Here is a 15,774-nt window from a genome sequence, read left to right on the forward strand (position 1 = left end):
GTCACGCGATATAGTTACGAACCGCGGTTTTTCTCACTTGGTCGGTTTTCGATCTTTTTTTCATCCTTTCTTCTGCAAGAGAAACACCAATGTCGCAGCCCAACTTCGTCCGTCCTCCACGCGGATTTACCCTAGTCGAGCTCTTGGTGGTAATCGCCATCATTGGAGTTTTGATAGCACTTCTGTTGCCTGCCGTTCAACAGGCACGCGAGGCCGCGCGCCGCATGCAGTGCTCGAACAATCTCAAGCAAACCGCCTTAGCGATGCACAACTATCACGATGTGCATGGTCAGTTTCCGCTGCCTGGCATGAAGGCCAACGAGATCGGCTGGACTGCGTCGATTCTTCCGCAGTTGGAACAAAGCTCGATCGCCGACCAACTCAACTACAACGAGGGGAAGCACAACATTGCCAGCCGGATGAAGTTCGGCCCGGTGAAGATCGATGCCTTCCAGTGCCCCAGCGCCCCTGGCACCGATATCTATTCGCCTCGTACCGACGAGATGTACAACGGCGAGCAGTCGTACGTCGCCCATTACTTCGGGATCCTCGGTCCTGTCGGCACTAATCCAGCCACTGGCGGCAACTATGTCTGCAAAGACATGTCGGAAGAATTCGGCGGTGAATGCACCGAAGGGATCTTGTGGCAGTGGGGCTCGAAGATGCGCGACGTCACCGACGGCCTATCGAACACCTATTTGCTGGGCGAAAACTCGTGGCGCGAGATGCCTTACCGTCGCTGGTGGATGCGCGCCAAGCTGGAAGACGCCACCCGTGGCACGCTATATCTGTTGACCAAGAACGTTCAGTACCCGATCAACAGCGGCAACAGCGATAAGTGGAATACGGTCGCGTTCGGCAGTATGCACCCAGGCGGAGCGATGTTCTCGCGTGGGGACGGCTCGGTGGCGTTCGTGGCCGAGACCATGAATTTCGACGCGTTCCTGGCAGGAGCCAGCAAGGCAGGGGGCGAAGCAATCAGCTCGCAGTAATTCCCCTCCACTTGTTCATGCACTTTTTCTTTGGGAAAGGAACGATTCGATGAACTCCCCTCGTTTTCGTTACCTCGCCCTTCTCGGCATCGCCTTGATGGGCATGGCCTCCGGTTGTAATTCCGGCAATGGCCTGCAGACGTATCCAATCTCGGGCACCGCAACCTACGGCGAAAAGCCGATTCCAAGCGGCTCGATCACCTTGATCCCGGACGCTCAGAAGGGAAACAGCGGAGCCGCTGTTTCGATTGAGATTATCGACGGCAAGTTCGATTCTTCCTCGTCACAGCGAGGGCATATCGGCGGGCCGCACATTGCCCGCGTGGTCGGACTGGATGGTAACGGCGACGGCGATCTTTCCCCCAAGGGTCAGATGCTGTTTCCCGACTACGAGCTGGAAATCGAACTTCCCGAAGCTGCTTCCGAGCAAGCGATCGTCGTGCCGGGCGATTTGAAGTTGCCCAAGACGCGAACCTCTGGCGGGCGAGGAGCCTAGCTCACGTTCGAACAAAAAAAGGACGCACTCCAAGGGCAGAGTGCGTCCTCCCGCTTCCGCGGATTGCGTGGTCTTAAGCGTCGCCAGTCTGATTAGCGACTAGAGACCTAATTACTCGTTGTCGGTCGAACCGGCTTCAGCGAAAGCCTTATCAACGTTCGAGCGGGTTTCCTTGTTTTCCAGTTCGGCGTAGTACTTGTCCGAAGTAACCTTCGGAGCAGCACCGATGACCTTCTTATCAGCGTCGATCATCGCGGTGTACTGGTCGTCCTTAGTCTTGGTGACCTTCAACTTCTTAGCTGGAACTGCGGTGTAGCTTTCACCGATACCGAGCGTTCCACCCGAACCGATGATGAAGTAAGCAGCTTCACAGACTTCCTTGTGGTTGAACACGATGTCTTCAATCGCACCAACCGATTCGCTGCCATTACCCTCCACGTCCAGGTCCATCAATTCCGAGACCAAGTACATGTTGTTGGCATCGATCTTTTCCGTCTTTTCCGACTTGAAGTACTTGCTGTTACGTTCCTGGAACGAATCAACGGTCAGGTCAGCAGCATGGTCGAGCGACAGCGCTGGAGCCTTTTCCAGGTCTTCAGCAGTCATTGGCAAGCTTACTTTCAGAGTCTTTTCGTCGCCATCTTTGACCCACTTCAGGTCAACGGCTTTGGCGGGAACACCGTGTTCGGTTTCACCGACACCAGCGAGGCCGCCACTACCGATCACCAGGTAGACGACTTTACCATCTTTGGTGGTAACGATGTCGTTGACCGAGCCAATGGTGTCTTCCTGATTCGAGCCGTAAACGCTCGCGCCGATCACACGGCTGGCAGCGATATGCTGATCACCGGACTTCTCGACTTGCTTGGTGGTTGTTTCGGACTTCTCTTCTTTCGTTTTCGCATCATCGGCAACAACCGGAGCGACCAGACCGAGAACGAGGAAAAGTCCTAAAATACGAGTCACTAACATTGCATAATCTCCTAAAAGAAACTGAATTTTGTTCAGGGTTGTGAGAGTAATATTGCAAGTGCCATACCGCCTTTGCCTGACTGCAGAGAAAAAAGTGCGAGATGGCGATTTCTTCGAAGAATGAGGCTCGTTCTTCACCTCGCTGCCCTGTATATCCATCGACAGGAAGAAATGCGTCGAGGCTTGGGAGAGATAGCTGATCGTTTACCGAACAGACTGCTCGCCAATCCATCAGCGAGCAGTCCAGGGCAGTCGGGAAACCTTAACAATCGGGATCCTGCGAATAGATCAGCAGGCTATAAGGACTAATCGAAAGCGTACCGGCGTGCGTCATACCGTCATACGCTTTCTCTTCAGGCGTCAGTTCTGCCACCGTCGACGAAACGAATGTCGCGTTATAAACCGACGCGGCCGAATTGAGTCGCAGCTTCCAGTTTCCTCCACAAGGGAAACCAATCGTGTAATTCTCGATCGCTTCGCTCGAGAAATTCACCACCACGATCACATCGTCACCCTTTCCGTGGTCGGCCCAGCGCTGATACGCGATCAACTTCTTTTCATCGTTACGATGAAAGACCGACACATGCTGGCCTTGCAAACCACGGGTGACGCCTGCCAGATTGCGGCGGGCATGGATCATATCGCGATACAACAAGCCAACGCCGGGGAACTCTTGCTTACGATCCCAATCGAGAGGCTCGGTATCTTGAAACCAGCCATCCTGCAGCATTTCTTGTCCCTGGAATAGCATCGGAACGCCAGGCGTCGTCAGCATGATGCCCGCTGCTAGCGTCGAGCGATGCCGGGCATAGCCGTCGGTTGGATCTTCCGGCGCGATCTCGGAAGGCAACCGCTGCTTGCCGTTGGCAACCTCGTCGTGCGACTCGGTATAAACCACGCGTTCAAACGCATCGAGGTTATAGCGGAAGGTGATTGCGCGAATCAATTTGTTCAAATCGCGACCATCATCACTCGGCTGCATGGCGACATCTCGGACCGGATGGACGAACTCCGCGTCCCACTGACTCGAGAAATTTGCGCCACCTTCCGCAGCCGTCTTAGTCAGATAGCTGTTGGTCTGCAGGTCTTCAGCGATCAACATGATGCCTGGCTTCATCTCGCTCAGGTCTTTATTGATCCACTGCGTCAAACTCCAGCCTTCTGGCAGTTCGTCGCTCCCGTCGACACTTCGCATGTAAAGCGTCATGTCGTAACGCAAACCATCGACATGATAGTCGTTCACCCACATCATGGCGTTGTCGTAGATGAACTGACGGACTTCGCCACGACCATAGTCAGGCCGCGTGTCGCCCCACGGAGTCTTGCTCCGCCAATCGTTGTAGAAATAGATGCCACCCTTTTCGTTCTCGTTCCACAGATCGAACTGCCAGATATCGAGATCGCTTGGGCCGAAGTGGTTGTAAACCACGTCTTGGATCACGCCGATCCCACGTTCGTGGGCGGCTTTCACGAAGTGCTTGAAACCGCGTGGCCCGCCGTAGCTGCTTTCCACCGCGAAAATTTGGGCGGGGTTATATCCCCAACTGATGTTGCCGGCGAACTCGCATAGCGGCATCAACTGGACGACGTTCACGCCCATTTTCACAAGGTGATCGAGTCGACGGATCGCGTCGCGGAACGTGCCGACGGTGTCTTCATCGGTGCGATTAAAGGTCCCAAGGTGCATTTCGTACAGCACGACTTCATTCCAGGGTGGCAACTGGTAATTGTCGTCGCCCCAGTCGAAATCGGTTCGATGGATCACGCTGTTGCCAACCGAGTTGGTCACTTCCCGCGCGCGAGGATCCATGCGGCTCACTTCCTGATCGCCACACTTCAGCATGTAGCGGTATTCGTCGCCGGCCTTGGCTTCGGCGACATCGATGTACCAATTCCCATTTTTTTCCTGCTGCATCGGCATCGCCGACGCATCCCAGTCGTTGAAGGTTCCAACGATACTGACTTGTTCCGCGTGAGGTGCCCAGAGACGAAACGCGACGCCAGACTCATGCGGGATCGGTCCCATGCCCGAATGGACCGAAGACGTTGCAGACGACGAACCGGATGCGGTTGCCATAGTGGTTGTTCCTGTTAGTGGTTGATAGGTGAAACGTCGCAGCCTGCTCGCAGCGGCGACCGTTGCGATAGCGTTCCGACGATATTTCTGCTGGCAAAGAGGTCATGCAGAGAGAAAAAAAGGGCGCCGTGGAGGCCGACTCAAAATCGGGGGTCTTCAAGTCGACTGACCACGGGCCACTTGCCTGCTTCCTGGAATTTTTCACAGACTTACAAAAGTTGCGAAAGCAACTGTGGAAGGATGAAAAATCCTTAGTAGGCCAATCTTTGCTCCCACGTTCTTTCACAACTGCCCGGCCCTAAAATGCATTGCCTGTGCCAAAACGGCGAGAACGCTCGAATTTCGAAGCCAAATCGAAGCCAGGCCCCCAAGACGCAGGTAAAATGGGGAAGAACGCCCCCTTATACGTTTTACGAGGCCCCCTGCTGGTTGGCTGATTCCGAGTCAGGCTGATCCGAAATCACGCTTGTCGCAACGGGTGTGGCTGGCTACAAACCAATTTCATATCGCTCGTTCTTCTAACTACCGCCATAAAAGAAGTATGTCGCCTTCCCATTCCCATCCCGATTCGATCCAGCCCGCCGAACAAACGGAGTGGGTGAAGTCGCGTCGGACGATGCCAGCATGGTTGATGTCGCTACTGGTTCATGCGGCGATCGGAACGCTTTTAATTCTGACGGTTCAAACCGTTAGTAAGGGAATCGGGGAAGAGCCCGCTCGTCAGGGGAGCATTACCTTGGCGAACCGTTCCGAGAATTCGACCGAATACTTCGACGGCGATTCGAGCCAGGCGGCCGATGGCCAGGCAACCAGCGACTCGGAGCAAGCACAGCAAGCACTTGAACAGGCAATGCCAGCTCTCGACCTTCCTCCCAGCACGATGGGAGATCTACTTCCGCGCGGCGACGAAGCGCTCACCGGCCAAGATGCGACCGGGCTCCCCACGGCCGGCGGGATGACGCAGGGTGGCGCGCCCTCCAAAGGTGGTCTCGGCAAAGAAGGCAAGACATCGGTCTTTGGTGCCGAAGGACAAGGGTCGAAGTTTGTTTACGTCTTCGATCGCAGTGCCAGTATGTACGGGCAACCACTTGCCGCGGCCAAGCAAGAGTTGATCAAGAGTCTGCACGACCTCGATAAACTGCATCAGTTCGCGATCATCTTTTACAACGAAAACCCAGAAGTCTTCAGTCCGCGCGGGGATCGCCCTCAGCTGGTCTTCGCCGACGAACAAGGGATCAATCTGGCCGAGCGTTTCGTACGTGGGATAATCGCCAGCGGCAGTACGTCGCACGTCGACGCGTTAGCGTTGGCCTTAAAGATGAATCCCGACGTGATCTTCTTTCTGACCGACGCTGATCAGCCGCAGTTGTTTCCGGCCGATCTGGAACGGATTCGCAAGCTCAATCGAGGGGTCTCGATTCACGCGATCGAATTTGGGTATGGCCCCTACGATGGGCGACGGAACTTTCTGGTAAAATTGGCCGAAGGCAACGACGGCAGCCATGTCTACGTCGACATATCGACGCTGGGCCGCAAGCCTTCCTACTGAACCACGTTTGCTGACAAGGACCTCCGTTGCGACGTCGTGCGATCCGACCCACGCTTTTGATTCTGGCCTTAGCTTGCTTTGCCAAGCTGAGTCCTTCGATCTGCGCGGCGGAAGATGTCGTGACGCTTCGCCCTACCAGCCCCGGTTCACCTGCCACCAAGGTGCGCGGCAACGTGATCGATTACACCGGCCAAGAGCTCTCGCTGCAGACACCGACCGGTCCGACTTCGATCGCCAGCGATAAGATTGACTTCGTCGAGACCGACTATCGTCCCGATTATCTGGAAGCGAAGAAGCTGCTGGTGGCCGGGCAGTCGAACGAAGCCATTCGCCTCCTACAGCAAGCCACCACGACCGAAACACGGGCATGGGTTCGACGGCAGATCCTCGCCGATACCGCCATTGCGATGCATAACGCCGGCCGCATTGTCGAAGCCGGGAACACCTACCTGCAGATCGTGGCGGAAGATCCCCAGACGCAATGGATCGCGGCGATGCCTCTCTCGTGGTTCAGCCTTGCGCCTGACTTCGATCGAGATCGTGTCGCGAGGCAATGGCTCCAGCAGTCGACAGTCCCTCAGGCACAACTGCTCGGAGCGAGTTGGCTGCTAAGCACGTCGGATCGTTCGCAAGCAACGAACGTTTTGAACACGCTGCGCCGCAATCCTTCGCCGCAGATTGCCATGCTGGCCGAAGCGCAGTTGTGGCAAACCAAAGTGGTGACTGCCACCGCGCCCGATGTGAAGCAATGGGAAAAGCAGCTCGAAGCAGGCGTCCTTCGCGGAGCCGCGCTTGCGGGGCCTTACCTGGTGGTCGGGAAAGCGTGGCGGCAACTCGACAACGATACCCAGGCCGCACTGGCATTGATGCGGCCGCCGATTCTATATCCGTCCCATCGTCCGGTTGCCGCTGAGAGTTTGCTGCAAGCGGGACGATCGCTCGAACGCGCTGGCCAAAAAGACGAGGCCATTCGCGTGTTGCAAGAAGTACTCGAAAAATATGGCGACCAGCCTGCTCGGCAGGAAGCAGACATCTTTATCAAACGACTAGCTGGTGCAGGAAGCAACTAGGAGACGACCTTGGCGAATCTGACTCGAATTGGAATTTGGTCCGCATGCCTGATCGTGCTGCTCGTCGGAATGCTCGGCTCCGGTTCGTCGCTGTTTCCAGCCGCTGGCCCGCAAGTCGCCTCGGCTCAAGACGCCGGACCGGTTGATCCAGCTCCGGAAGCAACTGCCGCGGCACCTCCGCAGAAGACAGGCATCGTGCAGATCATTCTCAGCGGCGGCATTGTCGGTGGCTTGATCCTGATCTTTCTGCTGGCGTTGTCGATGACGGCGGCTTATCTCGTCTTTGAACATGCGATGACCATCCGCAAGACCGAAATCATGCCGGCCGAGCTGGGCGATACGGTTCGCGATCTCCTTTTGGCTGGCAAGGTACAAGATGCCGAGCGTACCTGTCGCGAACGTCCGAGCTTCCTGTCGTTCGTCCTGCTCAGTGGAATTGCCGAGCTGGATGGTGGCTGGTCGGCCGTTGAAAAGGCCTTGGAAGATGCCACCGCCGAACAATCGGCCCGCTTGTTCCGCAAGATCGAATACCTTTCGGTGATTGGCAACATCGCTCCGATGGTGGGGCTGCTTGGTACGGTCACCGGGATGATCTTCGCCTTCCAGCAAGTCGCTGCGACGCAAGGCGCTGCCGGCGCGGGGGATCTGGCGGAAGGCATTTATCAGGCTCTGGTCACAACCGTGGGAGGCCTGTTGGTGGCGATTCCTTCGCTGGGTGCCTTCGCGATCTTCCGCAACTGGGTCGACGAGCTCGTCGCCGAGGCCGCATACGTGGCCCAGCAGGTCTTCACACCGCTGAAGCGTCGCAAGCGAGCCGCTCAGGCCACCAGGAGCTAAGTCGTCATGCGTGTGCCGACCAACCTGAAACGAGGCGAGGCCGAGTTCAACATGACGCCGATGATCGACGTCGTGTTCCTGTTGATCATCTTCTTCCTCGTTTCCAGTCACCTGGCGAAGCAGGAAGCGCAGATGCCGCTGCCTCTGCCGGCAGCTGAAAGCGGGCACGAGATCGTCGACGATCAAATGGCCCGCGTCGTCGTCAATATTGAAGCCGACGGCACGCTGATCCTGGCAGGACGTCGGGTTCCGGCTGAACAACTGGTAGAGCGTTTCGCCGCCGAACGAGAACGATCGGGCGACTCGATTGAAGTCCGCATCCGCTGCGATCGGGCCACACCCTACGCCAACGTGAAGCCGGTGATGCTGGCCGCCACCGAAGCCGGGATCTGGAGCATTGCCTTCTCCGTCATTCGTCCGGAGGATGCCCCCTGATGAAACGCCCCAGCCCTTATCGCGATCGCCAGACACTCCAGGTCGCCATGACGCCGATGATCGACGTCGTGTTCCTGCTGTTGATCTTTTTCCTGTGGACGGCAAGCTTCCAGATCGTCGAGTACGCGTTGCCTAGCAGCGTTTCGCAGCCGCAAGCGGTCGGGACCGAAGCAGAGAAAGAACTGAAAGTCGAGGACTTCGATCAGATCGTCGTCCGAATTACTGAAAACGGCGGCAAGTACACCTACGTGGTGAACGACAATCGTTCGCAGTCGGTCGCCGAGGTTCGCGAAGTGCTGGCCGCGCTCGCGTCGATCCGTAGTGACGTTCCGCTGATCATCGATCCAGACGACCTCGTGCCTGTCGGCCGCGTGATCGACGTGTACGACGTCAGCCGGCTGCTGAACTTTCAAGAGATTCAGTTCGCCGTCGAGCTAGAGTAGGGAAGGGGGCCTGCGTGTACATTCGTTTCGCCATCGCGCTGCTCTTCTGCCTGGCTGGTTTCTCCATGGCCTGGGCGGACTCTGGTCTGGACGATGATCGTCGGATGATCGACGGTTTGTTGCAGCGTCAGCTATTTGTCCTGGCAGAACGATACGCTGCCGAACGAATCGTTTCCGACGCGGTCTCGCCAACCGATCGCGCCGAAATGGGTGCGGAACTGGTACGTGCTTACACGCTGCACGCCATGAGCAGCTCGCCTTACGAACGCGATCGCTGGTGGAAAGCGGCCGCCTCGGTCTTGCCGCAATTTCAAACGCAGTTCCCGGACTCGGCCGCGCTGATCATCATTCAGGTGCAATCGGCTAACAGCTTGTTGGCTCGCCTTCGCTTACTGCGACAGGAAGGGGAAGTCTTCAACGACGAAGCTAAACTAGCCGAAGCCCAGACGCTCGCCGCCGAGGTTGTGCAGCAATACGAACAGCTGCAAAAGTCAGTCGACGAAATGCTGCGACTCTCGCACAGCGCTCGCCAGCCAGGGCCTTTCACGCCAGATCAGTTGCTGGCCCTTTCCCGCCGCGTGACACTGAGCCAGGCCGAGGCGTTCGAGGAACAAGGGTTGTCGTACCCGCTCGATTCGCTCGATCGAACCAGTGGTATGAGCCAGGCCATCCAAACGGTCGAACCGCTCACCAAGCTTCGCCCCGACACAGGCGTGCTGTGGCCTTCGCGTTTGCTCGAGATGCGTGCGCTGCGTTCGCTAGGCCGGTTGGACGAAGCTGACGCTCGGGCCGCCTTCCTCCTGCAGCAGCAGCCGCCTGCTCAAGTCGCTCTGGCCGCCAACGCCGAGCGGATTCGCGTGGCGCTGGCTCGCAACGACCTGGAAGCCGCGACGCAGATCATTAATCAGGGACGCGAACTGGACGGGCAGATTTCACCCGAGTTCGACTTCGCCTGCTTCGAGACTTTTCTGGAGTTATGGAAACAAGCGGAAGAAGCAAAGAACGCGGGCGACGTTCAGAAGTGGCAAAATCGCTCAGCCGCGGTGGTGAAGCAACTCGATCAACTGCATGGCTCGTACTGGGCCCGGCGAGCCGAACAGCAGCTAACCGGCACCGCCTCGACAGGCGGAACGGAAAACCTCGACCTGATTCGTCGCACGGCGGAAGGGTACGTTCGGCAGCAGCAGTGGGCCGAGGCACTTAAGAACTATGACCTGGGAGCCGCGGCCGCTCGTCGCTCGAACCAGGGAAGTGGTGAATATGAAATGCGATTGGCAGCCGCTGCCGTCGCATTGAAAGCGAACGATCTGCCCGATGCCGTTCGACGTTTGCGAGAAACGGCGTTGGAATTTCCTGCCCAGAAGGATGCTTCGCTCCGACATCTGACGGCGGCTTATTACCAGTCGCAAATTGCCCGGCAGTCCAATCCCCCGCAGCTCGAACCGTACATCGCCTTGCTGCGCGAGAACCTCAGCCATTGGCCCGAAGGGGAACCAGCCGCTCAGGCCGCCATGTGGCTAGCTCAGATCGAGTTTTCGCAAGGGCATTGGCGACAAGCGACCGAGGCCTATCTGCAGATCCCGCCGACATCGACGCACTTCGCCTCGGCGGTTGAAGGTGTTCGTCAGGCATCCTTGAAATGGTTCCAAACTTCGGCCAGCAATGGTCAGTTGGTTCCCATGGATGTGAAGAAGGTGATCGACTACTTCGAGAAAGTCATCCTGCAAAGTTCACCCGAGGGTCCCGAGTGGACACCTACCATGCGTCTGGCCGCCGAGAGCGCGGCCCAGCTGTGGTTGAATTACACCAACCAAGGATACGGTAGCGCGAAGGCGCTGCTGGATGTTGCCTTGCAAGCCAATCCGAACGCACCGGAAGGGTGGCGAAGTCGGTTGGAATCGTTACAGGTGATTGCCTTGGCAGGACTGGGCAACCTGAACGAAGCGAAGGCCAAACTGCAGCAGGCCCGCGACGACAGCCCGACCCACTTGTTCGAGGTCCTGCAGGCGCTGGGACAGATGTCAGGCACCGCCTCGCCGATGGTTCGACCCCAGATTGCGGAAATCGAGCTGACCGTGATCGGCATGTTGAAGCCCAATCTCGGCCAGCTGGATGCCGCGATGCAGATGGTGATTCACCTTCGTGAAGCGGAAGCCTTGGCCGCCAGCGGCAAGCTGGATGCGGCGATTCAGGTCTATCAGCAACTGGTGGCCGATCATCCGAACGAAGAAGAGGTTCAGCTTGGCCTGGCGCGGATGTTATCGCGAGGATCGACGAAGCCGCTCCAAGAGCAAGCGCTGACGCATTGGCGAACGATCAGTCGCAAGAGCCGGACAAAGTCGCCAGCCTGGTATGAAGCCAAACTGGAAATTGCCCGGTGTCATGTGAAGCTCGGGGATCCCGAAGAAGCGAAGCAGGTGGTTCGCTATCTGCAAACGCTTTATCCCGATATGGGCGGGCCCGAAATGAAATCTCGTTTCGTGCACTTGATGCAACAAATCTCGAATCCTTAAGACGTTTCCATTCGTTTCGTAAAGCCTGGCCTTCTGCCGGGCGAATGTTCCCAGCTCGAGGCATTAGGCACCAAAAGGGTTGGTGGCCTTGATCGGACGGCAAACATGCAGGCCGAGGACGATCGCGGTCAAGGCACCGAAGAAGATCAAAGCGGTTTCAAACTCGAGCATGGGTCTGGTCTCTTACGAAAAATTTTCCTGGGGTGGGCTTCGTTGAGAGCCTATTAATTCACTCGGTGTGCCAAAACATTCGAGACCCTTTCCGAATCTCGAAATTCGGCGAATATGCCCGCAAAACCGGGCCTAACCGATAGGTTCTCACGCAAACACCGGGAGGAGGAGACCATGCGTGTTGTCGAGACGATAACATCCTTCGCGACTTGAGATTTCCAGGCAAGGGGCGCGGCGCGATTTTGCTGGAAAAGGGATCCCTGGCGATAGCACTTTGGCTGCTGTCAGCGATGCCTGGCGGAAGGTAGCAGAGCAGGGGAGTGAACGTCGAAGTTGGTCCGCTGGCCAGGCGCATGAAAAAAGCGAAGCCCTCAATATGGTGAGAGCTTCGCTTCGAGTTGTTCGAGATGCCGAGGCCGGGAAGACTAAGCTTCTGGCGTGGCTGGGGTCGGAGCAGCGGTTGCTGGAGCGACTGGCTGTTCGCTGTAGCTACCAGGAACGTAGCCTTCTTCGGTGATGACCCGGCCCTGGCCACCGCCGTAGTAACCGTTGCCGCAGTTACCGTTCGGGCAGCTACCGATTTTGTCGTTCCAGTGTGGGCGATGGTGGAAGCCCATGTGCCAGCCATAGTTCAGGTTGGCGGCATTCCAGGTCCAAGGACCACGAACGTTGTAAACGCCGAACTGACGGGTGTCGCTTGGGTGGTAAGGCGTGATTCCCAGGCTGCTTGGGCTGCCCGTGATTCCACCGACTGGCGTGACACCAAATTGGTGATAGATCGGCGTCATGCGGCTGCTTGGCACGCCCCACGAGTAATTGGTCTGCATGTTCGCGTTCGGCGGAACGACCATCGCGACAGGCGTCTGATAGTTCTGGTAAGCATAGCCACCATGCCACGGCAGCTCGGAAGCATGCTGGGCGTTGGCTTCGTTGCTATATCCACGTCCCCACAGCCAACCGGCTTCAGCAGTTTGCACGCTGCCGGCAAAGGTCAGGCCGACGAGGAGAGCAAGAAACAATCGTGTCTGGGTCATTGTCTGGTTTTCCTACGTGAAGCGAGGGGACGCTGTCCGGCTCGAATAAGGTTCGATTAGAAGAATGGGTTGTATGGGTTCAGCAGCGTACGACCGCCGTACCAGTGGACCTTCGTGCGATTGAATCCCTGGCCACCGTTGTAGTAGTGGTAGTACGTGCGGTGATGCTTGTACAAAAATTCATGCGGATTCAGCGGCGGATAGGTGATGTACGTTTGCGGAACGTACGGTGGAGTTGTGATCGGAGCGGTGTACATCGCGGCCGGATATCCGTAGTACGGGTCGGCAACGTAGTACTGGTTCATCATGCCACCTTCGACCGAAGGGCTGGCGTATTCGTTCGCCTGGGCCGACGTACCAGTGGCCAGCGTGGCCGCGGTGACGGCCAATGCGAACAAGCAAGTGGTAACGATGCGTTTCATCCGATTGATAGCTCCTGCCATTTAGCGGCAACTGGATAACCACGAGTCCGTGGCAGTGTTTGGGTTGGCTCGACCTATTATGGGAACCTGGTCCAATCCGCCGCCTTTGGGTATTTCGGCAATCTGCGCGGGTCAGATAAGTCCAGACCTTCCGTCCTTGGTTAGATCGGCTATTACGATCGCAGCTCTGAGTCTTTCTGAGCCTATCGTTCCAAAAGCCCCTATTCTTCCGACTGTAACAGTCACCCCTAAGTTCCAGAGTCTGCCGCTATCCCCGCAATCGGTAAACTTTACTACAATCGGCGATTCGACATTCATCTGCCCCCTCGCCCAAGTCGAAGAGTGGCTATAGGGTGAAGTCAAAGGGAAGCCAGTTTCTGGCCGGTTCCTCTCCCTATTTTGGGGTTCTGGCCCGCGTCGAATGATGCCCATCAGTTGCTGAGGAGTTTTCACGTTGTCGGAAGGCGCCACCACCACTGCGAATGGATCCGCAAACAAGAAGTCAGCCCCGCGCCGCGCCACCGCCGAATCGATGGCCAAGAAGCAGCGCGAGATCTCGGTTAGCGAGTTCTTTGCCAAGAACCGCCATATGCTTGGCTTCGACAATCCGCGGAAGGCGTTGTTGACCACCATCAAGGAAGCGGTCGACAACTCGCTGGATGCTTGTGAAGAAGCCGGCATCCTGCCCGAGATCTGGGTGCATGTCGAACAGACGGGCGAAAGCCGCTATAAGGCTGCCGTCCAGGACAACGGCCCCGGGATTCTGAAGAAGCAGATTCCGTTGATCTTCGGCAAGCTGCTGTACGGCTCGAAGTTCCACCGGCTGCGCATGAGCCGCGGTCAGCAAGGTATCGGTATCAGTGCCGCCGGCATGTATGCCATTCTGACCACCGGCAAGCCGATCAAGATTGTCAGTAAGACCGGCAAGAACAAGCCGGCCCACTACTACGAACTTCGCATCGACACCAAGGTGAACAAGCCTGAGATCCTCAACGGCAAGGGGGACGGCGAAGACATCCCACCCGGTGAGAAGGGTGAGAAGTACATCCAAGACAACGGTATCGAGTGGGAAACCCACCTCCATCCCGAGTCGCTCGACGATACCCCCAAGCCACTGGCGCACGGTACCCGCGTCTCGCTGGAACTGGAAGCCAAGTACCAGCGCGGCAAAGGGAGCGTTGACGAATATCTCGAGCAGACGGCGATCGCCAACCCGCACGTCACGTTGCACTACACCGATCCCAGCGGCGTGCAGCGAACCTATCGCCGTGCAACTGACATCCTTCCGCCGGAAGCGACCGAAATCAAACCGCATCCGTACGGGGTCGAACTGGGCCGACTGGTCTCGATGTGCAAAGAGAGCAACGAGTCGAGCCTGTCTGGGTTTCTGACCAACTCGTTCTCGCGCGTCAGCCCGACGATTGCCAAGCAGATCTGCGATAAGGCGAAGCTGAGCACGCGGATGCGTCTGAAGCGGATCGACCGCGATCATGCCGAGCATTTGTACGCGGCGATTCAAGACACGAAGATCAGCAATCCAACGACCGACTGTATCGTTCCGATCGGGGAAGATCAGTTGCTCAAAGGACTGCACAGTGTCGTTCCAGCCGAGTTCTATGCGGCTGCTACCCGTCCGCCGGCCGTTTATCGCGGCAACCCTTTCCAGATCGAAGTTGCTCTGGCTTACGGTGGCAATGTCGAAACGCAGAAGATCACCAAGGATCTGCTGAAAGAGTTGCTGTACGAAACCGATGCCCGAACGGTCCGTCAGTTTTTGATTCTGACGTTCAACGGCTTAGGTCCCGATGCCGCCGACAAGATCTTGAAGACGTCGAAGTTGGGCACGCGTAAGAGCCCCAACAAGATGAAGCCGAAAGAGGTCGACATTCTCTTCGACGCGATGCAGAACGTGAACGTGAACGAAGGGCAGTCGATGAACGTTTATCGCTATGCCAACCGCGTTCCGCTGCAGTTCCAGCATGGCGACTGTGCGATTACCAAGACCATCGCCGGCACCAACTGGCGGTCGTATGGCTTGTCGCAATCGCGGGGCAACTTGCCAAGCGGCCCGGTGACCATCATGGTTCACATCGCCAGCGTCTGGGTTCCGTTTACGAACCAGGCCAAGGAAGCGGTGGCGAGCTATGACGAGATCCAAAAGGAAATGCGACTCGCCCTGCAAACGGTCGGTCGAAAGCTCGGCATGTTCCTGCGTCGCCGAATGAAGGTGAAGCAGCAGGCCGATCGTCGTAGCATCTTCCGTCGCTACCTCGGCGAAGTCGCCCAGGCCGTAAGCGATATCAATGGTGTCGAGAAAGAAGACATCTACGAAAAGCTGCTTCAGGTCGCCAAGAAGAAGACCGCCGAAGCGGACATGGTCTTCGACGAAAGCGGCAAGGCGATCGATCCGGCTCAAGCCGATTACGGCGGTGGCGTTCTGATCGTTGAGAAAGACGAAGAAGAGATGCTGGCCGACATGCTCAATCGACCAGCCGAAGCGGCTCCAAGCAGCAGCTCCGACGACGCTCAGAACGAGCTGTTCGATGAGGACGAAGACGAAGCGGACGACGAATAATCGTCGCGCTGCCTCTCGCCGATAAACTCCCACTCAAAGCCTCGCCCAGGTTCCCTCTGGTCGAGGCTTTTTAGTGCGCTGTACCGTTTCATTTAATGACCTTCCTGCCACCGCAACCATTCTCAATACCCTCTGAGTATCGGCTTGAAACCGATCAGGGCGTGCGGCAAAAGGGTGATCTTCTGCCA

At 57.2% G+C, this 15,774-nt stretch carries 13 protein-coding genes; 9 read left to right on the plus strand and 4 right to left on the minus strand.

What is annotated here, in order from left to right:
* The first annotated feature begins 89 nt into the window (after positions 1–89).
* Together AB1L30_RS20175 and AB1L30_RS20180 are read left to right on the plus strand one after the other, a co-directional pair.
* Complete coding sequence (locus AB1L30_RS20175) at positions 90–992, plus strand: DUF1559 domain-containing protein (protein WP_367015396.1); 903 nt, start codon at positions 90–92, stop codon at positions 990–992.
* A 49-nt stretch (positions 993–1,041) separates the two neighbouring features.
* Positions 1,042–1,488, plus strand: a complete 447-nt coding sequence (locus AB1L30_RS20180; protein ID WP_367015398.1) for a hypothetical protein — start codon at positions 1,042–1,044, stop codon at positions 1,486–1,488.
* A 111-nt stretch (positions 1,489–1,599) separates the two neighbouring features.
* Here the strand turns inward: AB1L30_RS20180 and AB1L30_RS20185 are convergent, their stop codons facing one another.
* Together AB1L30_RS20185 and AB1L30_RS20190 are read right to left on the minus strand one after the other, a co-directional pair.
* Positions 1,600–2,460, minus strand: coding sequence for a PRC-barrel domain-containing protein (locus AB1L30_RS20185; RefSeq protein WP_367015400.1), 861 nt, complete (start codon positions 2,458–2,460; stop codon positions 1,600–1,602).
* A gap of 262 nt (positions 2,461–2,722) precedes the next feature.
* Positions 2,723–4,537: an alpha-amylase family glycosyl hydrolase gene (locus AB1L30_RS20190; protein ID WP_367015402.1), complete on the minus strand. Its 1,815-nt coding sequence runs from the start codon at positions 4,535–4,537 to the stop codon at positions 2,723–2,725.
* Between the two features lie 541 nt (positions 4,538–5,078).
* Between AB1L30_RS20190 and AB1L30_RS20195 the strand changes: the two genes are divergently transcribed.
* The 6 genes from AB1L30_RS20195 to AB1L30_RS20220 are packed head-to-tail and all read left to right on the plus strand — an operon-like array spanning position 5,079 to position 11,384.
* Complete coding sequence (locus AB1L30_RS20195; RefSeq protein WP_367015404.1) at positions 5,079–6,086, plus strand: hypothetical protein; 1,008 nt, start codon at positions 5,079–5,081, stop codon at positions 6,084–6,086.
* Between the two features lie 26 nt (positions 6,087–6,112).
* On the plus strand, positions 6,113–7,156 hold the full coding sequence (locus AB1L30_RS20200) for a tetratricopeptide repeat protein (RefSeq protein WP_367015406.1): 1,044 nt from the start codon (positions 6,113–6,115) through the stop codon (positions 7,154–7,156).
* Between the two features lie 9 nt (positions 7,157–7,165).
* Positions 7,166–7,993, plus strand: coding sequence for a MotA/TolQ/ExbB proton channel family protein (locus AB1L30_RS20205; protein ID WP_367015408.1), 828 nt, complete (start codon positions 7,166–7,168; stop codon positions 7,991–7,993).
* Positions 7,994–7,999: 6 nt separating this feature from the next.
* Positions 8,000–8,428, plus strand: a complete 429-nt coding sequence (locus AB1L30_RS20210; protein WP_367015410.1) for a biopolymer transporter ExbD — start codon at positions 8,000–8,002, stop codon at positions 8,426–8,428.
* Positions 8,428–8,871, plus strand: coding sequence for a biopolymer transporter ExbD (locus AB1L30_RS20215; RefSeq protein ID WP_367015412.1), 444 nt, complete (start codon positions 8,428–8,430; stop codon positions 8,869–8,871). Before AB1L30_RS20210 ends, AB1L30_RS20215 begins: the two co-directional genes overlap by 1 nt.
* Before the next feature lie 14 nt (positions 8,872–8,885).
* Positions 8,886–11,384 (plus strand): tetratricopeptide repeat protein, encoded by a 2,499-nt coding sequence (locus AB1L30_RS20220; protein WP_367015414.1) that lies wholly within the window; start codon positions 8,886–8,888, stop codon positions 11,382–11,384.
* Between the two features lie 596 nt (positions 11,385–11,980).
* On the opposite strand, the gene AB1L30_RS20225 is transcribed toward AB1L30_RS20220, so the two are convergent.
* On the minus strand, positions 11,981–12,589 hold the full coding sequence (locus AB1L30_RS20225) for a hypothetical protein (RefSeq protein WP_367015416.1): 609 nt from the start codon (positions 12,587–12,589) through the stop codon (positions 11,981–11,983).
* A 56-nt stretch (positions 12,590–12,645) separates the two neighbouring features.
* The gene (locus AB1L30_RS20230) at positions 12,646–13,011 is read right to left on the minus strand and encodes a hypothetical protein (RefSeq protein ID WP_367015418.1); all 366 of its coding nucleotides are present in this window, start codon (positions 13,009–13,011) and stop codon (positions 12,646–12,648) included.
* Between the two features lie 454 nt (positions 13,012–13,465).
* Here AB1L30_RS20230 and AB1L30_RS20235 point away from each other — a divergent pair, with 454 nt between their 5' ends.
* On the plus strand, positions 13,466–15,586 hold the full coding sequence (locus AB1L30_RS20235) for a DNA topoisomerase VI subunit B (RefSeq protein ID WP_367015420.1): 2,121 nt from the start codon (positions 13,466–13,468) through the stop codon (positions 15,584–15,586).
* Positions 15,587–15,774 lie beyond the last annotated feature (188 nt).

This window comes from Bremerella sp. JC817, from assembly GCF_040718835.1.
Taxonomy (GTDB): Bacteria; Planctomycetota; Planctomycetia; order Pirellulales; family Pirellulaceae; genus Bremerella.

Excerpts from the sequence above, each read along its gene's own strand:
- AB1L30_RS20175 (WP_367015396.1), top strand. The coding sequence starts at position 90 with ATGTCGCAGCCCAACTTCGTCCGTCCTCCACGCGGATTTACCCTAGTC.
- AB1L30_RS20180 (WP_367015398.1), top strand. The coding sequence starts at position 1,042 with ATGAACTCCCCTCGTTTTCGTTACCTCGCCCTTCTCGGCATCGCCTTG.
- AB1L30_RS20185 (WP_367015400.1), bottom strand. The coding sequence starts at position 2,460 with ATGTTAGTGACTCGTATTTTAGGACTTTTCCTCGTTCTCGGTCTGGTC.
- AB1L30_RS20190 (WP_367015402.1), bottom strand. The coding sequence starts at position 4,537 with ATGGCAACCGCATCCGGTTCGTCGTCTGCAACGTCTTCGGTCCATTCG.
- AB1L30_RS20195 (WP_367015404.1), top strand. The coding sequence starts at position 5,079 with ATGTCGCCTTCCCATTCCCATCCCGATTCGATCCAGCCCGCCGAACAA.
- AB1L30_RS20210 (WP_367015410.1), top strand. The coding sequence starts at position 8,000 with ATGCGTGTGCCGACCAACCTGAAACGAGGCGAGGCCGAGTTCAACATG.
- AB1L30_RS20215 (WP_367015412.1), top strand. The coding sequence starts at position 8,428 with ATGAAACGCCCCAGCCCTTATCGCGATCGCCAGACACTCCAGGTCGCC.
- AB1L30_RS20225 (WP_367015416.1), bottom strand. The coding sequence starts at position 12,589 with ATGACCCAGACACGATTGTTTCTTGCTCTCCTCGTCGGCCTGACCTTT.
- AB1L30_RS20230 (WP_367015418.1), bottom strand. The coding sequence starts at position 13,011 with ATGAAACGCATCGTTACCACTTGCTTGTTCGCATTGGCCGTCACCGCG.